Genomic DNA, 19563 nt, shown 5'->3' with positions numbered 1-19563 from the left:
CTCAGGACGGATCGACGACGGCGGCGTCCGCCGCCGCGGGGGTCTCGCCGGCCGGCTTGCGCTTGCGCCGGCGGCGCTTCTTCGCCGCGGGTGCGGCGTCGGGCGGCGCCTGGCGCAGCAGGGCCTCGCGCTGGTCGGGGCCCGCGTGGGCGAAGTCGTCCCACCAGTCGACGATCTCCATCGGGATCTCGCCGGCCTGCGCGCGCAGGCGCAGGAAATCCCAGCCGGCGCGGTAGCGCGGCTGCTCGATGACGCGGTAGGGCGCCTTGCCGGCACGCTTGTCGAAGCGCGGCTGCAGCGCCCAGATGTCCTTGATGTCGCCGGCGATGCGGCGGGTGATGGCGAGCTTGCCAGCCTGGGCGTCGAGCACCTCGTCCATGGCCTCGAAGAGTGCGGGCTGGCTATGGTCGCCGGCGGCCTTCTTGTTGTCCCAGGTCTTCAGCACCTCGTGCCAGAGCAGGGTGGAGAACAGGAAGCCGGGCGAAACGGACTTGTCCTCGCGCACGCGCTCGTCGGTGTTCTCCAGTGCCAGGGTGACGAAGCGCTCGCCCATCGGCTGCTCGAGGATCACGTCCAGCAGTGGCAGCAGGCCGTGGTGCAGGCCTTCAGCGCGCAGCTGCTGCAGGCACTTCAGCGAGTGACCGGAGAACAGCAGCTTGAGCATCTCGTCGAAGAGCCGCGCCGCCGGCACGTTCTCGAGCAGCGGGCCCATCTCGCGGATCGGCTGGCGCGCTGCGGGGTCGATGGTCAGCCCGAGCTTGGCCGCCAGGCGCACCGCGCGCAGCATGCGCACCGGGTCCTCGCGGTAGCGCGTGCGCGGGTCGCCGATCATGCGCAGGGTCTTCTGCTGGATGTCGGCGACGCCGTGGTGGTAGTCGACGATGGTCTCGGTGCCGGGATCGTAGTACAGCGCGTTGACCGTGAAGTCGCGCCGGGTGGCGTCTTCCTGCTGGTTGCCGAAGACGTTGTCGCGCAGCACGCGGCCGTGCTCGTCGGTGTCGGCGCTCTCGGCGTCCTGGCTGGCGCGGAAGGTGGAGACCTCGATGGTCTCCGGCCCGCTCATCACGTGCACGATCTTGAAGCGCCGGCCGATGATGCGCGAACGGCGGAAGGCGGCGCGCACCTCCTCGGGTGTGGCGCTGGTGGCGACGTCGTAGTCCTTGGGCGGGTGGCCGATCAGCAGGTCGCGCACCGCGCCGCCGACGACGAAGGCCTTGAAGCCCTTCTCCTGCAGCACCGCGCATACCTTGCGCGCGGCCGGCGACAGCTGCTCGCGGCGGATGCCGTGGCGTTCGACGGGAATGAGGGCGGGTTCGTGGCGTGCGGGGGTGGCCGGGCGCTTGAAAACCTTGCGCAGCAGCTTGCGGATCATCGGGAAAGGAGTCGTGCTTGCATAAGCGCGCAATGATAACCGATCGAAACGTCCGTACGCTGCGCGAAGGCGGAGGGGAGCGGTGGGGATTCGGCAAAATGGCACTCCCGACTCGCGTCCCGCCTGCGGAAAGGCTGCGCGCTTCCGGGGCGGCTGCGATCGCGACTTGCGTCGCTCCCACGGGAAACCGGTGCGTGTTCGGGGCGGTGGCGATCGCGACTTGCGTCGCTCCCACGGGAAACCGGTGCGTCTTCGGGGTGGTGGCGATCGCGACTTGCGTCGCTCCTACGCGAACCGTCGCGCACCCGGAGCCGCGATGTGGGAGCGACGCAAGTCGCGATCGGCGGTGCGGGAGGCGATGAGCGTCGGCGGGTGCGGGGCGGTGTAGGAGCGACGCAAGTCGCGAATCTTCAGCGCAGCGAGATCAACGACCAGTTCAGCGCAGCGAGATCACCGGCCAGCCGGCGGCCTCGGCATGGGCGCGCAGGGTGTCGTCGGGGTCGACCGCGACCGGGTCGGTGACGCGCTGCATCAGCGGCAGGTCGTTGTGCGAATCGCTGTAGAACCAGCTGTGTTCGAAGCTGCCCATGTGCAGGCCGAGCGACTCCAGCCAGGCGTCGACGCGCTCGATCTTGCCCGCCTTGAACGCCGGCATGCCGCGCGGCTTGCCGGTGAAGGCACCGTCCTGCTGTGCGGGGATGGTGGCCACCACGTGCGGGATGCCGAACTCGCGCACGATCGGACCGGTGACGAAGGCGTTGGTGGCGGTGACCACCGCGACCAGGGCGCCGCTGTCGAGGTGCTCGCGCACCAGCGTGCGCGCCTTGGCGGTGATCATCGGACGGATCGACTGCGCCATGAACTCGCAGTGCCAGGCGTCGAGTTGCGCGCGCGGGTGGCGGGCGAGGGGGGCGAGCTGGAAGTCGAGGAATTCGAAGATGTCGAGCGTGCCGGCCTTGTACTGTTCGTAGAACGCGATGTTCTTCGCTTCCTGCACCTCGCGGTCGAGCACGCCCTTGCCGATGAGGAACTGCGCCCAGGCGAAGTCGGAGTCGCCGGCGAGCAGGGTGTTGTCGAGGTCGAAGAGGACGAGATTCACGATCGGGCTCCGCAAGATGGATCGGTTGGATGAGGATTCGAAGAGGGCGTGACGCGCGTCGGACGGCGGCCCCGCGGGGTCAGATTTCCAGCCCTTGCTGGATCATGTCGCGCAGCAGCGGCAGGGTGATCGGGCGCTTGTGCTCGAGCGAGGCGCGGTCGAGCGCGTCCAGCACCTCGCGCAGGCTGGAGAGCTCGCGGCGGCCGTGGCGCAGCAGAAAATCCACCACCTCGTCGGCCAGGCGCAGGCCGCGCCGCGCCGCCAGGGTGGTGAGGATCTCCGCGCGCGCGTCGTCGTCGAGCGGCTTCACCTCGTAGATCAGGCTCTGGCCGATGCGGGTGCGCAGGTCCTCGCGCAGCGCCAGGCCGAGCGGGGCGGCCGGGCCGCACAGCAGCAGCGACTGGCCGTTCGCGCGGGCGCGGTTGAAGGCGTTGAAGAGCGCGATCTGCGCGGCGGCGCCGAGCTGGTCCGCGTCGTCGATCGCGAGCAGTGCGCCCGGCGTCTCGGGCAGGTGGTCCTCGACGGTCGCGGCGGCGAGCAGGTGGGCGGGCCGGCCGGCGGCGCGCGCGGCGTCGACCGCGGCGCGCAGCAGGTGGCTGCGTCCGCTGCCCGGCGCGCCCCACAGGTAGATGTGGCGCGCCGGGAGCTGTTCGGCGGTGGCGGGCGAGGCGAGCAGCGAGACGGTGGCGACCAGCTCGGCGTTGGCGCCGGCGACGAAGTTCTCGAGCGTGGGCGGGGCGTCGGGGCGGATGTCGAGGACGAGCTGCTTCATGGGCGCTCGCGCTCGCTCGCGATGATCGGCCGCGGCTGCGTGCCGAGATACACCGGGCTGGCGAGCCAGGCCTCGCGCACCTCGCGCAGGCCTACCAGCAGCGCGGCGCTCACCGGCAGCGCGACCAGCACGCCGACGAAGCCGAAGAGCTGGCCGAAGGCCATCAGCGCGAAGATCACCGCGAGCGGGTGCAGGCCGATGCGTTCGCCCACCAGGTAGGGCGTGAGCACGAAGCTCTCGACGACCTGACCAAGCGCATACACGATTGCCACGCCGGCCAGCGGCGGCCAGCCCTGCGCCTGCAGCAGCGCGGCGACGATGGCGAGGATCAGCCCGCCGCCGAAGCCGACGTAGGGGATGAAGACCAGCAGGCCGGTGAGCACGCCCACCGGCAGCCAGAAGTTGAGCCCGGCCAGCCACAGGCCGGCGCTGTAGAACACCGCCAGCAGCAGCATCACCGAGAGCTGGCCGCGCAGGAACTCGGACATCACCGAGTCGATGTCGCCGAGGACGCGCTTGGTGCCGTCGACCCAGGGGCGCGGCACGATGCGCTCGAGCTCGTCGAGGATGCGCGGCCACTCCTGCAGCAGGTAGAACATCACCAGCGGAATCAGCACCACGTTGGCGAGGAAGCCGAGCACCGCCATGCCGCCGGTCTTGAGGTGGGCGAGCACCGCCGGCACCAGTTCCTGCGCGCTCGTCCAGTTGTCGGCGATCAGCTGCTGGAACTGTTCGGCGTTGAGCCTGATGTCTACGCCGAGGCGGGCCTCGAGCAGCGGCGCGACGTTGAGGTTGAACATCTGCACCAGCTCGGGCAGGCGGCGCACCAGCAGCACGCCCTCGCGATAGACCATCGGTACCAGGATCAGCGCGAGCGCGATCAGCAGCAGGCCGAGCGCGAGGATCACCAGCAGCACCGCCAGTGCCCGCGGCACGCGGCGCGCGACCATCCAGTTGACCGCCGGGTCGCAGATGTAGGCGAACACCGCCCCTACCACGAAGGGGGTGAGGATGGGTCCGAGCAGCCAGAGCAGGGCGACGAGGGCGGCGCCGGTCGCGGTCCAGGCGACGGTTTGCAGGCGATCGACGCGGGGAGGCTTCATTTAAAGTAAAATCGCGGGCTTGGCGCGGGCGAAAACCGCCCGCAGAACACGTAAATGTAGCCACTTGGCGTTGCGGCCTCAAGCTCGGTCCCTCCGGGCATGCGGCGACGCCCGGCAGCCTGCGAGCCCGAAGGAACGATCTTGGCCGACCATCATCCCGAACCGCTGGATCCCCAGCCCTCCCTTTCCTACCGCGACGCCGGCGTGGACATCGAAGCCGGCGACGCGCTTGTCGAGCGCATCAAGCCCTTCGCCAAGCGCACCATGCGCCCCGAGGTGCTGGGCGGCATCGGCGGCTTCGGCGCACTCTTCGAGCTGTCGAAGAAGTACAAGGAGCCGGTGCTGGTGTCCGGCACCGACGGCGTCGGCACCAAGCTCAAGCTCGCCTTCCAGCTCGACAAGCACGACACCGTCGGCCAGGACCTGGTGGCGATGAGCGTGAACGACATCCTGGTGCAGGGCGCCGAGCCGCTGTTCTTCCTCGACTACTTCGCCTGCGGCAAGCTCGACGTCGACACCGCCGCCGACGTGGTCCAGGGCATCGCCCGCGGCTGCGAGCTCGCCGGCTGCGCGCTCATCGGCGGCGAAACCGCCGAGATGCCCGGCATGTACCCCGAGGGCGAATACGACCTCGCCGGCTTCGCGGTCGGCGTGGTCGAGAAGGCCGACATCATCGACGGCAGCCGGATCGTCCCCGGCGACGTGGTGCTCGGCCTGGCCTCGAGCGGCGCGCACTCCAACGGCTACTCGCTGATCCGCAAGATCGTCGAGCGCGCCGGCACCGACATGATGGCGCCCTTCCACGGCCGTCCCTTCCGCGACGTGGTCATGGAACCCACCCGCATCTACGTCAAGCCCATGCTCGAGCTCATGCGCGCGATGCCCGGCGTGGTCAAGGGCATGGCCCACATCACCGGCGGCGGCATCACCGAAAACGTGCCGCGCATCCTGCGCGAGGAGCTGACCGCGCGCATCGACGGCGACACCTGGGCGCTGCCGCAGATGTTCCGCTGGCTGCAGTTCGCCGGCGGGGTGAACCAGGACGAGATGTATCGCGTGTTCAACTGCGGCATCGGCATGGTGGTGATCGTGTCGGCAGCCGACGCCGAGGCCGCCGAGGCGAAGCTCGCCGCCGCGGGCGAGACCGTGTATCGCATCGGCGTCATCGACACCCGCCGCGAAGGCGAGGCGCAGACCATCATCGACTGAGGATGTGCCCCGGCGCGCAGGGGGCGACCCGTGCGCGCCGCGTTATCGACCTCGGTCGAGCCGCGTTTCCGCGCCGCTTTCCGCGTTCCGTTCCATCCCCAGGCCTGGAGCTCGCCGCGCCATGGGCTATCGCCTCGCCGCCGACGCGGTGCTGCTGCTTCACCTGGGCTTCATCGCCTTCGCCGTGCTGGGCGGGCTGCTCGCGCTGCGCTGGCGGCTTGCCCCCTGGCTGCATCTGCCCGCGGTCGCCTGGGCCGCGTGGATCGAAGCGAGCGGCGGCCTGTGTCCGCTCACCCCGCTCGAGAACCGCCTGCGCGTGCTGGCCGGCCAGTCCGGCTATGCGGGCGGCTTCATCGAGCACTATGTTCTTCCGCTGATCTATCCCGCCGCGCTCACCCGCGAGCTGCAGTTCGCGCTCGCCGGCTTCGTCGTGCTCGTCAACCTGGCGGTGTATGCGTGGGTGTGGCGTCGGAAGCTGCGCCAGGGCAGCACTGGTGCGTGCGCCAGGCGGGCGCGGGCGCCGTGATCGCGACTTGTGTCGCCCACGTCGCCGCTCCGGAAGCGCAGCGGTTTTCCGTAGGAGCGACGCAAGTCGCGATCGCAGCCGCTGCGGGCCTGCCGACGCTCATCGACTTTCGCACCGCCGATCGCGACTTGCGTCGCTCCTACATGACCACTACGCCTGCCGAGATTCCCGCAGGAGCGGTGCAAGTCGCGATCGGCGGTTCGGGGCCAATCCGCGTCGGGGGGAACAGCCGGGCAAGGTGCGCTTGCCTGATCACTCGCTCCAGCCTTCGAAACCGCGCGTGGCCTGTGTCGGGCGGGCGAAGCCGCCGGTGATCCAGGCGGTCGCGCTCGCCACGCCGAGGCGGAAGTCCGGCGGAACGCGCACCTGCGCGACCTCTTCGCCGAGCGCGTCGAAGGCGCTCAGCGTGGCGTAGGGCTCGTACTCGTCGGGGGTGATGTCGAGGCGGACGTCCCACTGCGCGTCGAGCGCGAACACCGTGAGACGCTTGTGCAGCATCGCGTGCGCCTGCTGGCGGTGACGCTGCAGGACCTCGCCGGCGGTCTTGACCAGGGTGTTGAAGGCGGACTGGTCGAGCGGCTTGGGGTTCTTCTTGTCGCGCCCCATGGTCCATGGGCCCACCAGCGCCGGCTCGGCCTCGCCGTCCTGCAGCATCTCGACCGCCCAGCCGTCGTCGTCCTCGTTCTTGATCACGCGCGCGGTCCAGCCGTCGAGCTGCCACAGACGGTCGCTGCGGAAGGCGGGCACGTCGGGCTGGGGCGGAGTGAAGAGGGTCTGGGCTTCGTCCCGGGCGGGGTCGGGGAGGCTGGGGTTCGTCATGAGGGCCGTGGGCGTGGTATCGGTACGGGGCGCATCGAGCGGGAGCTCGAGCGCGATGGAGATGGTGAGGGATGGCGCGTCGGACGGCATTGGCATGACCGCGTCCGTATGCGGAGCCGCCCGTGGCTTGCGCGTTCGGCGCTGCGGAAGCGATGGAGACGCCGACGACGCCTGTGCTGCAAACAGGGAGAGTTGATCGGTGTTCATGCTTGCCTTTCTCCGAAGCTGATATTTTATACAGTCTTCAGGCGTGAGCAAGCACCGTCGTCCAGCGCACGCAGAAGTGCGACTGGATGCTCCGAGTCGGGCCGTCTATGCTGAATAAAAGCGCCGATGCTCCGTGGCAAGGGCGTCGCGCGTGTTGCGGCTTTCTCATCGCATGCATTCCGACAGGAGTCTTCCTCATGCCCAAGACCGTTCCCAAGCAAAGCGATTCGCAAGTCCCCGTCGCCGCAGCACCCGCCGGGGCCCCGATCGGCATCGGCGAAGGCTTGTTCTCGCCCAATGCCGGCGCGGACGGCAAGACGCACTTCCGTGCCAGCATCGATCTGGCGACGGATGGTCATCCGGCCAGCCTGCTCATCGATAACCCCGGCGAAACGGGGACGGTGCAAGGCGGGGGGACTTCGGTCTGTCTCACCCATCCACTGAAGGTCAAGTTCGAACATCTCAAGGACTATCTCGGCACCCAGGGCGCGACGGTTCCCGAATCCTTGTCCAATGTGATGGAGAGGGCTGAACTCGACTGCGCGGCCTTCTATTACCGCGATAGCGGACCGATGCTGCTGAGCATTGCCTTGAAGTGTTCCGATGAGCAGAAGGGGGGCCTCATCGCGGCGCTGACCAATAGTCCTGAATTGGGTAAGCTGTTCGACGTCGAGGGCGTGTCCTTGCGGGTGTTGAAATGCCCGGAGGCTTGCCAGGAGGAACTGGAAACCTACTGGAAGGCCGTGTCCGCGTTGCCGTCCTCTCCTTCCGAACAGAAGGACCCCAAGGACGTGAATGCGCCCCCCGCGCCGACCGCCGAGGAAGGGGGGGAGCAGGGAGCGGGCGCAGCCGACACGCCGGCAGCCGTCGGATGAGGGCGATCCATCCGCCTTGCCGCGGAGCCGCGGGGTGAGCACGACGGAGGATGCCGGGCCGGCCACGCCGACGACGGTCGAGCTCGAACTCGAACTCAGGGTAGGCGGCCGTCCACTTGCGTTGCGCGGGACGCTCACCGGTGGCGGGCTGACGGGCCTCGCGGGGACACTGCGCGGCGAGAAGACCGACACCCTGGGCGGCCTGCTCGCCGGTCTCGGCGAGGCCTTCGCCGGCCCCGGCGCGGCGCTCGATGCCCTGGGCGGGGGGGCCTTGGCGGCGATCCATTTCGAGGCGGTCGAGCTCGCCTATCGCAGTACCGCAACGCCCTGCGTCGTGCTGAACACCACCCTGGGCGTCGGGGTCGGCCACACCCGGATCGTCGTCGCGAAGCTCCTTCCCGTCCCCGGGCGTGCGGAGGATGAAGGCGGCCTGGTGGCGGGTTTCGAGCTCGAGCTCGAACCGCGGCCGATCGGTGACAAGGGCCTCTCGGAGCTGATCGGCGGGATCGTGGTCGAGCGGCTCGGCGTCTTCCATGCGAGCCGGGACTGCAGCGGGCTGCACCTCGAGCCGGCGACCGCGCCGGGCGCCTTCGCGCCCCTCGTCGAGCGCGCCGGGGAGGGCCGCAGCCTGCACGCGGGGCTGAACCTGTCGGGGCGAGTGCTCATCGGTGGCGTCGATCTGCTCGAAGGTTTCGGGCACGACACCGGCAATACCCTCGACGCACAGGCCCCGGCCGCCGAGCCTGCCCCCGCAGCCGCCCCCGCGCTCGCATCGCCCGCGCCCGAAGCACCCCTGCCGGCGCGCGGCAAGGCGTTCTGGAAGCGCATCGACAAGCGCATCGGTCCGCTGAGCTTCCGCCGCGTCGGGCTGGTCTACGAGTCCTCGCGGCTCGCCATCGCCCTCGATGCCGGCCTGCGCATCGGCGGCCTGTCCTTCGAGCTGGTCGGCTTCGGCGTCGATTGCCCGATCGCGGCGTTGCTGAAGGGGCCCCACGCGGCGATGGACGGCCTCGGCGTCCGGCTCGAGGGCGCGATGCTCGGGCTCGAGACCGGGGCGATCGCGATCAGCGGCGGGTTGACGCGCGCGCCGGGAGAGACGCTGCGCCTGGACGGCAGCCTGCGCGTGAGCACGCCGGTGCTCAGCGTGAGCGCGATAGGCTCCTACGAGCGCATCGAGGGCGCGCACTCCTTCTTCGCCTTCGCCGCCTTGCACAAGGAGATCGGCGGTCCGCCCTTCTTCTTCGTCACCGGGCTGTGCCTGGGCATCGGCATCCACCGCCGCCTCACCCTGCCGCCGATCGAGCAGGTGCACAGCTTCCCCTTGCTGCGCGCCGCGGCCGAGCCGGATTACCTCGGCAAGGATGCGGATCCGCGTCGCATCGGCGCGCTGGTGGACACCTGGCTCGCCCCCGAGCGCGACAGCATGTGGATCGCCGGCGGCGTGCGCTTCACCTCCTTCGGCATCGTGGAGTCGGTGGCGATGCTGTCGGTCGCCTTCGGCAACCGCCTGGAGATCGGCGTGCTCGGCCTGTCGCGCCTGCAGCTGCCGCGCAAGGCGGGCGGCGAGGCTGCCATGGCCTGCGTGGAGATGGAACTGCGTGTGGTGATCGCGCCCGACGACGGCCTGGTCGCGGTCGAGGGCCGGCTCACCGAGAACTCCTTCGTGCTGCGACGCGATTTCCGCCTGCGCGGCGGTTTCGCCTTCTTCGCCTGGTACGCGGGCCCGCATGCGGGTGATTTCGTCGTCTCGGTGGGTGGCTACCATCCATCCTTCCAGGTTCCGGCGCATTACCCGCGACCGGAGCGGGTCGAGTTCAACTGCCAGATCGGTCAGGTCACGATCAGCGGGCAGTGCTACTTCGCCCTGTGTCCCGCGGCGATCATGGCCGGCGGCAGCCTGTCGATCGTCTACGCTTCGGGCGGCATCCGCGCCTGGCTGGTCGCGCGCGCGGATTTCCTGATGCAGTGGAAGCCGCTCCACTACGAGGCCGCGGTTGCGGTCTCGCTGGGCGTGCAGCTGAACATCAAGATCTGGTTCGTGCGCATCCGCCTGTCGATCGAGCTCGGCGCGGCGATCGCGCTCTATGGTCCGCCGCTCGCCGGCAGCGTGCGTATCTCGCTCTACGTGGTCAGCTTCACGGTCGGCTTCGGGCCGCCCAAGAGCCTGCCGCCGCCGATGGTCTGGGAGTCGGACGACCCCGAGCGCTCGTTTGCGCACAGCTTCCTCGGCAACCCCGACGTCACCCGCATCGCGGTCGTGGATGGCCTGCTCGATACGCCCGCCGCGCCCCCGGGCAGCGCGCCCCGGCGCCCGGTGCTGCAGGCGCATCGCCTGCACCTGCGCTGCCAGAGCAGCGTGCCGGCGACCGAGCTGCGCTTCGACGGCCGCGAGCTGCACCCGCGCGGGGGTGGTACCTGGCCGCAGCTGGGCGTGCAACCGATGGGCCTGGGGCGCTTTCATTCACGGATCGAGCTCACGCTCGAGGCGCTCCACCCGGATGGCAGCGTCCGGGGAGACGCGCAGGCCGAACTCGACCTCGCGCCCCTCACCGTCAGTGTCCCCAGCGCGCTGTGGAGTCCGCGCCCGCCCGGCATCGACATCCTGTCCGGGAAAACCCTCATCGACGGCGCGCCGGTGGGCATCGAACTACGCGGCCGGGTCGATCCGGACACAAGGGTCGGCCCGGCGCTCGAGCTGGAGACCTTCGCGTACGATCGGGTCGAGTATCCCTGCAGCGATGTCGGTGCGCTCCGCCCGGCGACGGCCCTGCCCGGGAGCGCGGCGAGGCTGGGCGACACCCTCATGGCGGGCGTCGTGGTCGAGCGCCGCAGGGCGATCGTGGACTGCCTCAACGCCGGCCGCGGCGTGCGCAAGCTGAGCGCCGACGCCGAACTGCCCATCCTCGCCGCGGCGCCCGAGCACGTCCTCGACGTCGAGCCCCTGATGGCGCGGATCGGCCAGGACGTGCCGCGCATGTTCGCCGAGATCTGATCGCCTCGATATGGGAGATTCCGCTGTCGTGGAAGAGACCGCCGCCGTTCCGTCGTCAAGTGTCGGGCCCGGGCAGATCCGCTTCGCCGATGCCTGCCTGCCCGCGCTCGCGGCGGGCGACTACCGCCTGCGCATGAATCAGGAGGTACGCGCGGCCCCCCTCGTTCCCTTGCCGATGCACTCGGTGCCCTATGCGTCCGAACTGTTGTTCAGCGTCGATGGGCCGCGCTTCCGCCTCGAGCCGGCGGACATCCACGCCACCTATCCACCGCCGGGTGCGGCCGGCGCCTTCGCCGACGCGCTGCCACACGTGGTGTTCACCCGCCGCACGCTGCCTTGGGAGCGCACGCTCGACGGGGGGCCGCAGGGCGATCCGCCACGACCCTGGCTCGCCGTGCTGCTGCTCGGCGAGGACGAGTTGCTCGCCGGCGTGGAACAGGGCGAGGGCAGGGCGGTGGCAGCCTGTGTCCCGCCTCGTCCGCTGCCGGTGTGCGGCGGTGCGGACGGCAAGGAGGACAGCCTGCTCTTCGCGCGCGACCCGCAGGGCCGGAATCCTGCCCGGATCCGGGTCCCCGCACTCGGCCAGGAGGGGGCCGACCACGAGCGGCTGCTGGCCCGCCACGCTGGCGAGCGCTGCCAGGCGCTGGACCTGCCGGCGAATCTGTTCGCCGCGATCGCACCCCGGGATGCAGACCTGCCCTGGCTGGCCCATGCCCGGCTGATCGACACCGGCGACAAGGAGATCTTCCGCGGGCACGACCAGGGCTGGTATGCGGTGGCGATCGGCAATCGCATGCCGGCCGCGGGGGGCGCGCATCATGCCTTCCTGGTCTCGCTGGAGGGCTTCGCGGATGTGCTCGCCGACTTCAGCCGCCTCGACGGCTACACCAGCGTGCGCCTCGCGGTGCTCGCGAGCTGGCGTTTCGAGTGCGTCGGCAAGGGCGACTTCAAGGCACGGATGCGCGGGCTCGATGCGGGGGCCTTCGAGCGCGCACGGATCGCGGGCGAGCGCGCCGGGAGCGAGGGAGCGGGGACCGAAAGGACGGCAGCCGGGGTCGACGCCTGGCTCCACCTGCCACTGCCCGAGCCGGCCCTGGCGGCCGAATCGGCGCCGGCGCGCCTGCCCGGAGAGGCTCCGACGCCGGCCGCGCTGGTGCATGGCGCGCTCGCCCGCGGCTACGCTGCGTTCGATCATCGGCTCCGCCACGGTGAGCGGACGGTGTCCTGGTATCGCGGTCCGCTCGTGCCTCTGGAATACCCGCAGCCGCGCCTGGTGCAGCGGCTGGTGCGCTGCAGCGACGAGCTCCTGCGCTACGACCCCGAGTGCGGCATGTTCGACACCGCCTACGCCGGTGCCTGGCAGCTCGGTCGCCTGCTCGCACTGCAGAACCGCGGCTTCGTGCTCGCGCTCGAGCGTGCGCGGCTGGGCCTGCGGCGGCGGCTCGCCGAGCTGCGCCACGCCGCCCGCCTGGCCAGCCTCGTGCGCTGCGCGGGCGTGCGCGGCGAGCCCGACGATGGCGGGCGGCCCGGGCGGCTGCGCGAGGCGCTTGCGCTGGCTTGCGCAGAGGCGATCGAGGCTGGCGTCGGGGCCGGACGTGCCGGCCTCGGGCCGGGGCCGACCCCCATCGTGCCCGCGGCGTCGGCGCCCGTGGCAGCACCGGTGCTGCGGGCGACCGAACTCGAGGCCATGCTCGCCGAGGCCAGCGCCTGGCTCGGCCGGTTGGTGCTGCTTTACGGCGTGCCGCTGCACAACCTGGTGCCCGACGAGGACATGCTGCCGCCGGAGACCCTGCGCTTCTTCTTCCTCGACCCGAACTGGATCCAGGCGCTGGTGCAGGGGGCATGCAGCGTGGGCAACGCGGATTGCGGCGATCTTCTGGTCAACCGGGTGATGCGCTTCTGCCTGTCGCCCACGGTGGGCGATCCCGCCGCGGAGACCGACCTGCCCATCGAGGTGGGCGCCGCGGGGGAGGCCGGACGCGCCGCGGCGAGCGTGCGCGCGCGCCTGCGTGCCGAATGCGAGGGGCGCGCAACGGCCTCGGCAAAAGCCTCGGAAAAGGTCTCGACAGCGTCGCCTGCCGGCCTGGACTGGCCGCTCGGTGGCTTCCTGCTGCGCTCGGCGGTGGTCGAGGGCTGGCGCGGCCTGGAGGTCGAGGCGTGGCAGGGGGGCAACAAGCTGCCTGCGCTGCGCATCGAGCAGCTGGCCGACGACGTCATGCTCGCGCTCTTCAACGGCATGCCGGACACGGTCGAGATCCGCCAGCCGCGCGAGGGCCTGCACTTCGGGCTCAGCCCGACGGTCGGTGGCAGTGGCTTCACGCGCACGCGGCGCAACCCGCAGACCGGCGCGGCGCTCGTCGGGCGCCCGATCGATGTGCCGATGCGCGGCGTGCCGGAGCCAGGCGCGAATGTCCTTGGGGCCCCGGGGGTGATCGACATCGATGCGCTCGCCGGTGTGCTCCGTTCGGTGTCTGCGCCCGGCGTCGTGCCGACCGCGTCCGCCTCCGCACCTGCCGCCGCTGGCGGCGCCGTGCCCGACGGAGTCGTCGCCGCGCAGCCCTTCGGCCCCGGCGCCTTTGCGATGCAGATGATCGAGGCGGCGGGGGCCTTCCGTTTCCAGATCGTTGCCGGAGGCGCGCGTGTCGGCTGACCCCTACCGTCCCTTCCTGCTCGTACCGATGAACGTCGAGGCGCTCGCGGTGGGCGCGGCGAGTGCGGCGATCGATCTCGCGGCCGATTTTTCCGCGCTCGCCGAGGGGGGGCCCTGCCTCGGCAGCCTGCTCGCCCGCGAGCCTTTCCAGGAGACGCCGCAAGCGCTCGCACCCGGGGTCTATCTGCACTGGTCGCTGCCCGACGGCCTCACCCACGCCCCGGAGTCGGGCGAGGGCGAGGCCGTCGGGCAGCGCATGCCGGCGATTCCCAACCGCTGGCTCGTGCTGCGTTTCGGGGCTGCCGATGCCGCGTGCCGGGGCTGGGTGGTCGAGAGCGACACGCTGGTCGATGTGCGCGCGGGGCGTGCGTGGCCGCGCAGGGTCGCCGACGCGTCGGCGCCACTCGGGCCGGACGAGTTGCTCGTGCACCTGGGGCGCTGCGTGCCGCTCGAGGCCTGGTCCGAACACCACCCCGTGCGCCAGCCCGGCATCACCGCGCTCGGCTATGGCGATCCGGTGTTCGCGGCGAGCTTCCCGCACGGGCGCGGGGTGCTCGGCTTCCACGACGGGGAGGTGTGCGCCCTGCACGAGGGCGAACTCCACTACCTCGTGCTCGGCTGGTGCTCCGCCGCCAAGGACGAGGATCCGCTCGCCGTCTGCCTGGACAAGGCGCGCTCGGCGCGCGACTGGGATGCATGGAAGGCCTTCTTCGAGGGCTGCGCATGGGTGTATCCGGGGCTCGATGAACTCCTGGTCAAGCACGAGGAGCGGCTCGAGGCAGAGGATCGGGCGCTGCAGGCCAGCGCGCACGCCCGCCGCGTCGCACAGCGTCGCCGCGGTGCCGTGCCGCGCGACGCGGCGCGCTGGCTCGCGAGCGAGTATGTCGAGGCGCGGCGCCAGGCGCAGGCGCGCAAGGCCGAGCTCGACACGGCCTGGCACCACCTGCCGGGGCAGATCCTGTGCCATGGCCTCCTCGCCGGGCTGCGCTGGCGCGGCCCGGCAGCGGTGTACGGCGGCCCGCCGCGCGATGCCCCCTTCCGCGCGGCCCTGGGCGAGGACGGCGCCGAGGCCATGGCGGCGCTGCTCGGCGCCCAGCCCGGCGTGCCGGCCGAGCACGCCGCCTACTTCGAGGCATTGCAGCACGACCTGGATCCGCTGCTCGAGCATCCGGGCGGGGCCGAGCGCCTCGCCCACGAACTGCATGTGCGCCGCTTTCAGCCGCTGTCGCGCGCCTCCGGCTGGGAGATCGCCGAGCGCGAGCCGGCCCCGCTGCGTGCCGGGCGCCCTGCACGCAAGGCCATCCCCGGCATCGTGCGGCGTGCGCTCGCCGCCCTGGAGCGACAGCAGCGCGCGGCCGACGCCGTCGCGCGCGAGCTGGACAGCCTCGGGCAGGCGTTCTACCTCGCCTGGTACCAGCGCGGCCTGGCCAGCTTCGACTGCGACGCCGAGGCGGTCGAGCGCTGGCGCGCCGAGGAGTCCGTGCTGCGCGCGAGGATCGCCTTGCAACGCGAGCGCCTCGCCGAGCGGGTCGATGCGCAGGGCATGCCGCGCGGGCGTCCGCTCGAGCGCGTGCGCGCGTTGGTCGAGTGCCTGCTGCCCGGCCACGAGTTGCGACGGGTCGACGGTGTGCGCTTCCATCGCCCGCGCGACCCGGTCCTGCTGCTCGCCGGAGCGGCCTTTGCCGACCCCGGGCGACATGGCACCGACGGTCGCCATCGCGCCGATGGTCGGCTGCACTGCCGGACCAGTACCCGCCTCGCCGAGGGCGGCCCTGCCGCCGCCAAGGATGAGGCCGTGATCGGCGCGATGGCGGGTCTCGATCTGCAGCGCCGTGGCATTCCGGCACCCGCGGCGGGCCTGCTGCGCGAGGCGATGCGCATCGCGCGTGCAGACGGGACAGTCGTTCCCCGTGCAGATGCAACCGACGCCGGCCCCTCGAACGCGCCACCCGCCGGCGGGTCCGGAACCGGCGCTCCCGGCAGCGCGGACCTGGCCCCCGCGGCGATCGCCTGCACGCGCTGGTGTGGCAACCCCTGGCTGCCGCTGCTGCTGCAGTGGCGGGTGTCGTGGAGCGAGCTCGCCGGGGCCGGGGAGGGGGCCGAGGCGCTCGCGGGGTGGCGGCTCGATGCGCGCGGCAACGGGTTCGAGCGCAGCGTCGAGGCGGTCCCCGGGCGCGAGCACGTCTTCACCGGCACCTCGCTGATGACCCCCGGCGTGGCCGACGCGCTGCGGCGCCGCCTGGCCAAGGCCGGAATGGAGGTGGCCGCGATCGACGTCCTCGGGCAGAACCTCGACGGCCTGATGGACGGCCTGCTCGCCCGCTGCGCACGACCTGAACTTCCCCCGCTCGAGGCCGACGGCCCGGCGGGGCCGCTGCGTCCCGCGCCGCATGCCGCACAGCTCGAGGCTGCAGAATGGCTGTCGCCGCTGCGCAACGCGAGCCTGCTGCCGCTGCGCGCCGGCCTGCTGCGCATCGAGCGCCTGCGGGTGATCGACGCCTTCGGCCAGTTCATGGAGCTGCGGCCCGAGGGCGGCGGTGCCCTTCCGGTGCTGCTGCCGCAACGCCTGCGCGGGCCCGGCGGGGCTGCGCTGTTCGAGCCGCGTCTGGTGCAGGCCGCCCGCCTGGTGGTGGAATGGCCTGCAAGTGGGTGCGACGAGGGCAGCAAGCCGGGCGGAACCGCGCGGGAGCAGGACGATGCCGCAGAGGAGCCCGGCGAGGGCGAGCCGTGCGGCTGGATCCTTCCCGATCGGGTCGGTGGCACGCTCGTGGTGCTCGACGGCGCGGGCAATCTGCTCGGGGCCCTGCAGGCGATGCGCGGCAAGGCGGACGCGCACGGCGTCGGTGGACGCGCCCGCCGGATCGACGGCTTCCGCTGGGTCACGACGCGCGGTCCGCACGCCGCCACGGCAGCGGAGGCGCAGGGCGAGGCCATGCTCGACCCGGCCGATCCTCTGGCCGAAAGCGGCGCCGATCCGGTCGTCCGTGCAGTCGTGCGCGAGCTGCTGCGCTGGCAGGGGGCGAGCGGGGCGCGTCTCGCCGACCTGCTCGACACCTTGCAGCAGGCGGCGGGCGAACTCCTGCCCGACGCCGACGACCCCGCTGTCGGGCTTCTCGTCGGACGGCCGCTGGCGCTGCTGCGCGCGCGCCTGCGGCTCGAGCTCGATGGCGCACCTGCCCACGACCCGGCGAGTGTTCAGGGTGGAGGCCACTGTGGCGGAGTCGGGGCGATCGAGTTTCCGCTGCGCCTGGGTGACTTCGACGGCAGCGCGGGGGACGGGCTCGCGGGCTTCTTCCTGGCCGACGAGCCGGGGCATTTCCACCCGGCCTGGGGCCTGCGCACCGGCGGGGGAAGGCCCGAGCTGCGCGACCGGGCCCAGCCCGTGGTCAGCATCGAGCGCCCGCTCGAGCTCATCCTCCTGATGGACCCGGAGCGCGGTTTCACGGTGACCAGCGCGGTCCTCCCGCGCGCGAGCTTCCGGCCGCCCGGCGCGTGCGAGCGCGTGCGTGCGCGTTCGCTGATGTTCTTCACCGGCCCGGTGCTGGGTGCGCGCGACGAGCTGCGCATGCCGCGGCCGTCGGACCTCTATGGGCAGTGGTCGTGGAACCATCACCCGCGCGTGGGCGTGCGCGAGGAGCGCGAGATCATCGACACCGCGGCGAGCGGCAGCGTCGCCTTCCCGTCCGGGCTCGCGCTGGCCGAGGGCTGGCTGCGGCTCGAAGCGGTCGCGCTGGCGATCGACGGCTTCGGGGTGGTCGAAGCTGCGACCGCCGCGTCGGCGGGCGGGGCCGCGCAGGATGCGGCGGAGGGCTTCGAGCTTCCCAGGGGCGTGCCCGCCACGCTCGTGTGGACGGTGAGCGGCGCCGACGCCATCGAGCTGAGCGCACCGGACGGGCGCGTCCTGCTGTGCACCGCGGTGGCGCCCCTGCCCTCGACCTGGGTGCTGGCGCATCCGCAGGCCGGCCGCTACCGCCTGCGCGCATGGCGTCGGCTCGCCACCTCGGACCGCGACTCGCCACCGGCGTGCCGCATCGCCGAGGTGGCGCTGCGACTGCGGAGGCGGGCATGACGGACGACGCCATGGGGCTGCTGGCCCGCCTCGACAGCCTGGGCGACTTCGTCGTCGGCGCGCGTTCGGCAGCCAATCGGCTGACGCTGCGGATCGACTACCGCGGCGACGCGGCGCTTGCGCGCACGCGCTGGCCGGCGCTCGTCCTGCGTGGCGGGGTCGGCGGCGGGGAGGGCGACCTGGTGCGGAGCGCGGCGCAACTGCGGCGCTGGACCTGCCAGGCGCCGGCGGGCTGGGTGGCGCAGTGGCGGCTGCCGCCGCAGCGGCCGGAGCGCTGCGAGCTATGGTTGCTGCGCCGCGGCGAAGTCCTGCTGCGGCCCGGCGACGCCCTCGAGGTGGTCCTGTCGGGCGCGGTCTCGGACGCGCAGCCCGGCCTTGCGGCGCTCGCGCTCGGGCTGCAGGCGAGCGGCGATGCGGCCGCCACGGCGGCGATTGCGCTGCGGCTCGCCAAGCGTGCATCGGCCGCGGGCGTGCTCGACTTTGCCTGCGTGCCGGACCAGGCCGCGGTGAACCTGCCCGGCGACGTCGTCGAGCTGCGCTGGCGCACCTGCGGGCTGGCGGGCCTGAGCTTGCTGCGTGACGGCCTGTGCATCGCCGAAGGTGTCCCGGACGAAGGGGGGCGGCGCGTCGTGGTGGGGGTTGCGGATGCCGAGTTCGTGCTGCGGGGCTGGGACGGAGCGGGCGAGCGTCACGAGGCGAGATTGCGCGTGCGCGCCTTGCGGCCGGGCTGGCAGCGCTGGCCCTGCGTGCTGGCGACGCGGGAGGGCCGCAGGCTGGCCATGCCCGCCCTCGCCGATACGAGCGCACAAGCGGTGCCGCTGCGCCTGTTCGGAATTGCCGGCGGCAAGTTGTACGCGAGCGTCGCGTTGCCCGGGGTGGGCGGCTCGCGCGTGCTGCTGTGTCGCACGCACCATGCGTTGGGGCCCTGGGAGCCGGTGGGTGCGCAGGGGGTGACCGAGGGGGCAACTGCGGTGGCAACTGAGGGGGCAGGCCCGTTCGTGGCCTTCCCGCCTGGCTGCGAGCGCTTGCCCGGGGCCTTGTTCCGCGGTCGCCTGTGGCTCTTTGGCGGCATGTCCGGCGCGGAGGGGCGCTGCGGAAACAAGGTCTGGAGCCTCGACGTCGGTGCCCGCGAACCGCGCTGGCGGGATCACGGCGAGGCCTCCTGGTGCGCCCGGCGGGCACACGGTGTGGCGGTTTTCGAGGAACGCCTGTGGGTGTTCGGCGGCATCGACTCCGCCGGCGCGCCGCTCGACGACGCCTGGGCGGCGACGCAGAAGCTTGCCGAGGACGAGAAGCCTGCTGAGAACGCCGCGGGGCCGGCCCTGGACTGGAAGGAGCAGCCAGCGGGGGGGCCGCGCGAGCGTCCGCGCGGCGCCGCCCAGCCGGCGGTTCATGGTGGGCGGGTGTGGCTGTTCGGCAGGACAGGATCGAAGCGTGCCGCGGAGGAGGGCTGCGAACCGGGGCGGGAGTCCGACCAGGAACGCAGCGAGTGTTTCGACCTGTGGTCTTTCGACGGCCAGCGCTGGGAGCGCAGCTTCCTGCTCGGTGACCTGATCGACGGGCGGGTGCTTGCCGCCGCGCTGGTGAGCGACGGGTGCAGTCTGCACGTCTTCGCATGGCTGGACCGTTGCGGCGAACCGGATGGCGGTGACGCCGAGCGGGTCGAGGCCATCGCGCTGCGCCTGGTGGATGCGCCCGCCAAGCGCTGGGCGGTGCTGCCCTGCGGGGATCTGCAGCGCCTGGTTCCGGCGGAGATCGAGGATGTCCAGGTGCAGGCGCTACGCGCCGGCGCATTGGTGGTCCACCTGCACGCCGCGGAGAACGAATGCGCGGCGGACCGTGCGCTGCGACTGTACTTCCCGGCCTAGGC

Annotated in this window: 12 protein-coding genes; 7 read left to right on the top strand and 5 right to left on the bottom strand. The window is 72.0% G+C overall.

Annotated features, from left to right (window positions below):
* Window position 1: 1 nt before the first annotated feature.
* The 4 genes from pcnB to ACZ5PP_RS05560 form a co-directional block, all read right to left on the bottom strand.
* Window positions 2–1372 carry a polynucleotide adenylyltransferase PcnB gene (pcnB, locus tag ACZ5PP_RS05575; RefSeq protein ID WP_004300569.1) on the bottom strand — a complete coding sequence of 457 codons (1371 nt, stop codon included), beginning with the start codon at window positions 1370–1372 and terminating at the stop codon, window positions 2–4.
* Window positions 1373–1808: 436 nt separating this feature from the next.
* The gene (locus ACZ5PP_RS05570) at window positions 1809–2471 is read right to left on the bottom strand and encodes a histidinol-phosphatase (RefSeq protein ID WP_004300571.1); all 663 of its coding nucleotides are present in this window, start codon (window positions 2469–2471) and stop codon (window positions 1809–1811) included.
* A gap of 79 nt (window positions 2472–2550) precedes the next feature.
* Window positions 2551–3243 carry a DnaA regulatory inactivator Hda gene (gene hda / locus ACZ5PP_RS05565; protein ID WP_012585660.1) on the bottom strand — a complete coding sequence of 231 codons (693 nt, stop codon included), beginning with the start codon at window positions 3241–3243 and terminating at the stop codon, window positions 2551–2553.
* On the bottom strand, window positions 3240–4346 hold the full coding sequence (locus tag ACZ5PP_RS05560) for an AI-2E family transporter (protein ID WP_004322815.1): 1107 nt from the start codon (window positions 4344–4346) through the stop codon (window positions 3240–3242). The genes hda and ACZ5PP_RS05560 overlap by 4 nt, the downstream gene beginning before the upstream one ends.
* A 141-nt stretch (window positions 4347–4487) precedes the next feature.
* Here ACZ5PP_RS05560 and purM point away from each other — a divergent pair, with 141 nt between their 5' ends.
* Window positions 4488–5555 carry a phosphoribosylformylglycinamidine cyclo-ligase gene (gene purM, locus ACZ5PP_RS05555; protein ID WP_004322816.1) on the top strand — a complete coding sequence of 356 codons (1068 nt, stop codon included), beginning with the start codon at window positions 4488–4490 and terminating at the stop codon, window positions 5553–5555.
* A 121-nt stretch (window positions 5556–5676) separates the two neighbouring features.
* Window positions 5677–6081 carry a DUF2784 domain-containing protein gene (locus ACZ5PP_RS05550; RefSeq protein WP_004322817.1) on the top strand — a complete coding sequence of 135 codons (405 nt, stop codon included), beginning with the start codon at window positions 5677–5679 and terminating at the stop codon, window positions 6079–6081.
* A 252-nt stretch (window positions 6082–6333) separates the two neighbouring features.
* Here the strand turns inward: ACZ5PP_RS05550 and ACZ5PP_RS05545 are convergent, their stop codons facing one another.
* Complete coding sequence (locus ACZ5PP_RS05545) at window positions 6334–6996, bottom strand: hypothetical protein (protein WP_464826855.1); 663 nt, start codon at window positions 6994–6996, stop codon at window positions 6334–6336.
* A gap of 308 nt (window positions 6997–7304) precedes the next feature.
* Between ACZ5PP_RS05545 and ACZ5PP_RS05540 the strand changes: the two genes are divergently transcribed.
* Genes ACZ5PP_RS05540 through ACZ5PP_RS05520 form a run of 5 tightly spaced genes read left to right on the top strand, consistent with a single transcriptional unit; the run spans window position 7305 to window position 19561 of the window.
* On the top strand, window positions 7305–7982 hold the full coding sequence (locus ACZ5PP_RS05540; RefSeq protein WP_464826854.1) for a hypothetical protein: 678 nt from the start codon (window positions 7305–7307) through the stop codon (window positions 7980–7982).
* A 34-nt stretch (window positions 7983–8016) separates the two neighbouring features.
* Entirely contained in the window at window positions 8017–10974 is a 2958-nt protein-coding gene (locus ACZ5PP_RS05535) for a DUF6603 domain-containing protein (protein WP_464826853.1), read from the top strand.
* Between the two features lie 28 nt (window positions 10975–11002).
* A complete protein-coding gene (locus ACZ5PP_RS05530) occupies window positions 11003–13624 on the top strand; it encodes a hypothetical protein (protein ID WP_464826852.1) in 2622 nt (873 codons plus the stop codon).
* Window positions 13614–17693 carry a hypothetical protein gene (locus ACZ5PP_RS05525; protein ID WP_464826851.1) on the top strand — a complete coding sequence of 1360 codons (4080 nt, stop codon included), beginning with the start codon at window positions 13614–13616 and terminating at the stop codon, window positions 17691–17693. Before ACZ5PP_RS05530 ends, ACZ5PP_RS05525 begins: the two co-directional genes overlap by 11 nt.
* On the top strand, window positions 17690–19561 hold the full coding sequence (locus tag ACZ5PP_RS05520) for a hypothetical protein (protein WP_464826850.1): 1872 nt from the start codon (window positions 17690–17692) through the stop codon (window positions 19559–19561). Before ACZ5PP_RS05525 ends, ACZ5PP_RS05520 begins: the two co-directional genes overlap by 4 nt.
* The last annotated feature ends 2 nt before the right edge of the window (window positions 19562–19563 follow it).

The organism is Thauera sp. DNT-1 (assembly GCF_055393985.1).
The sequence above is the reverse complement of the archived record's forward strand: the minus strand, read 5'-3'. Positions and strand labels throughout refer to the sequence as shown.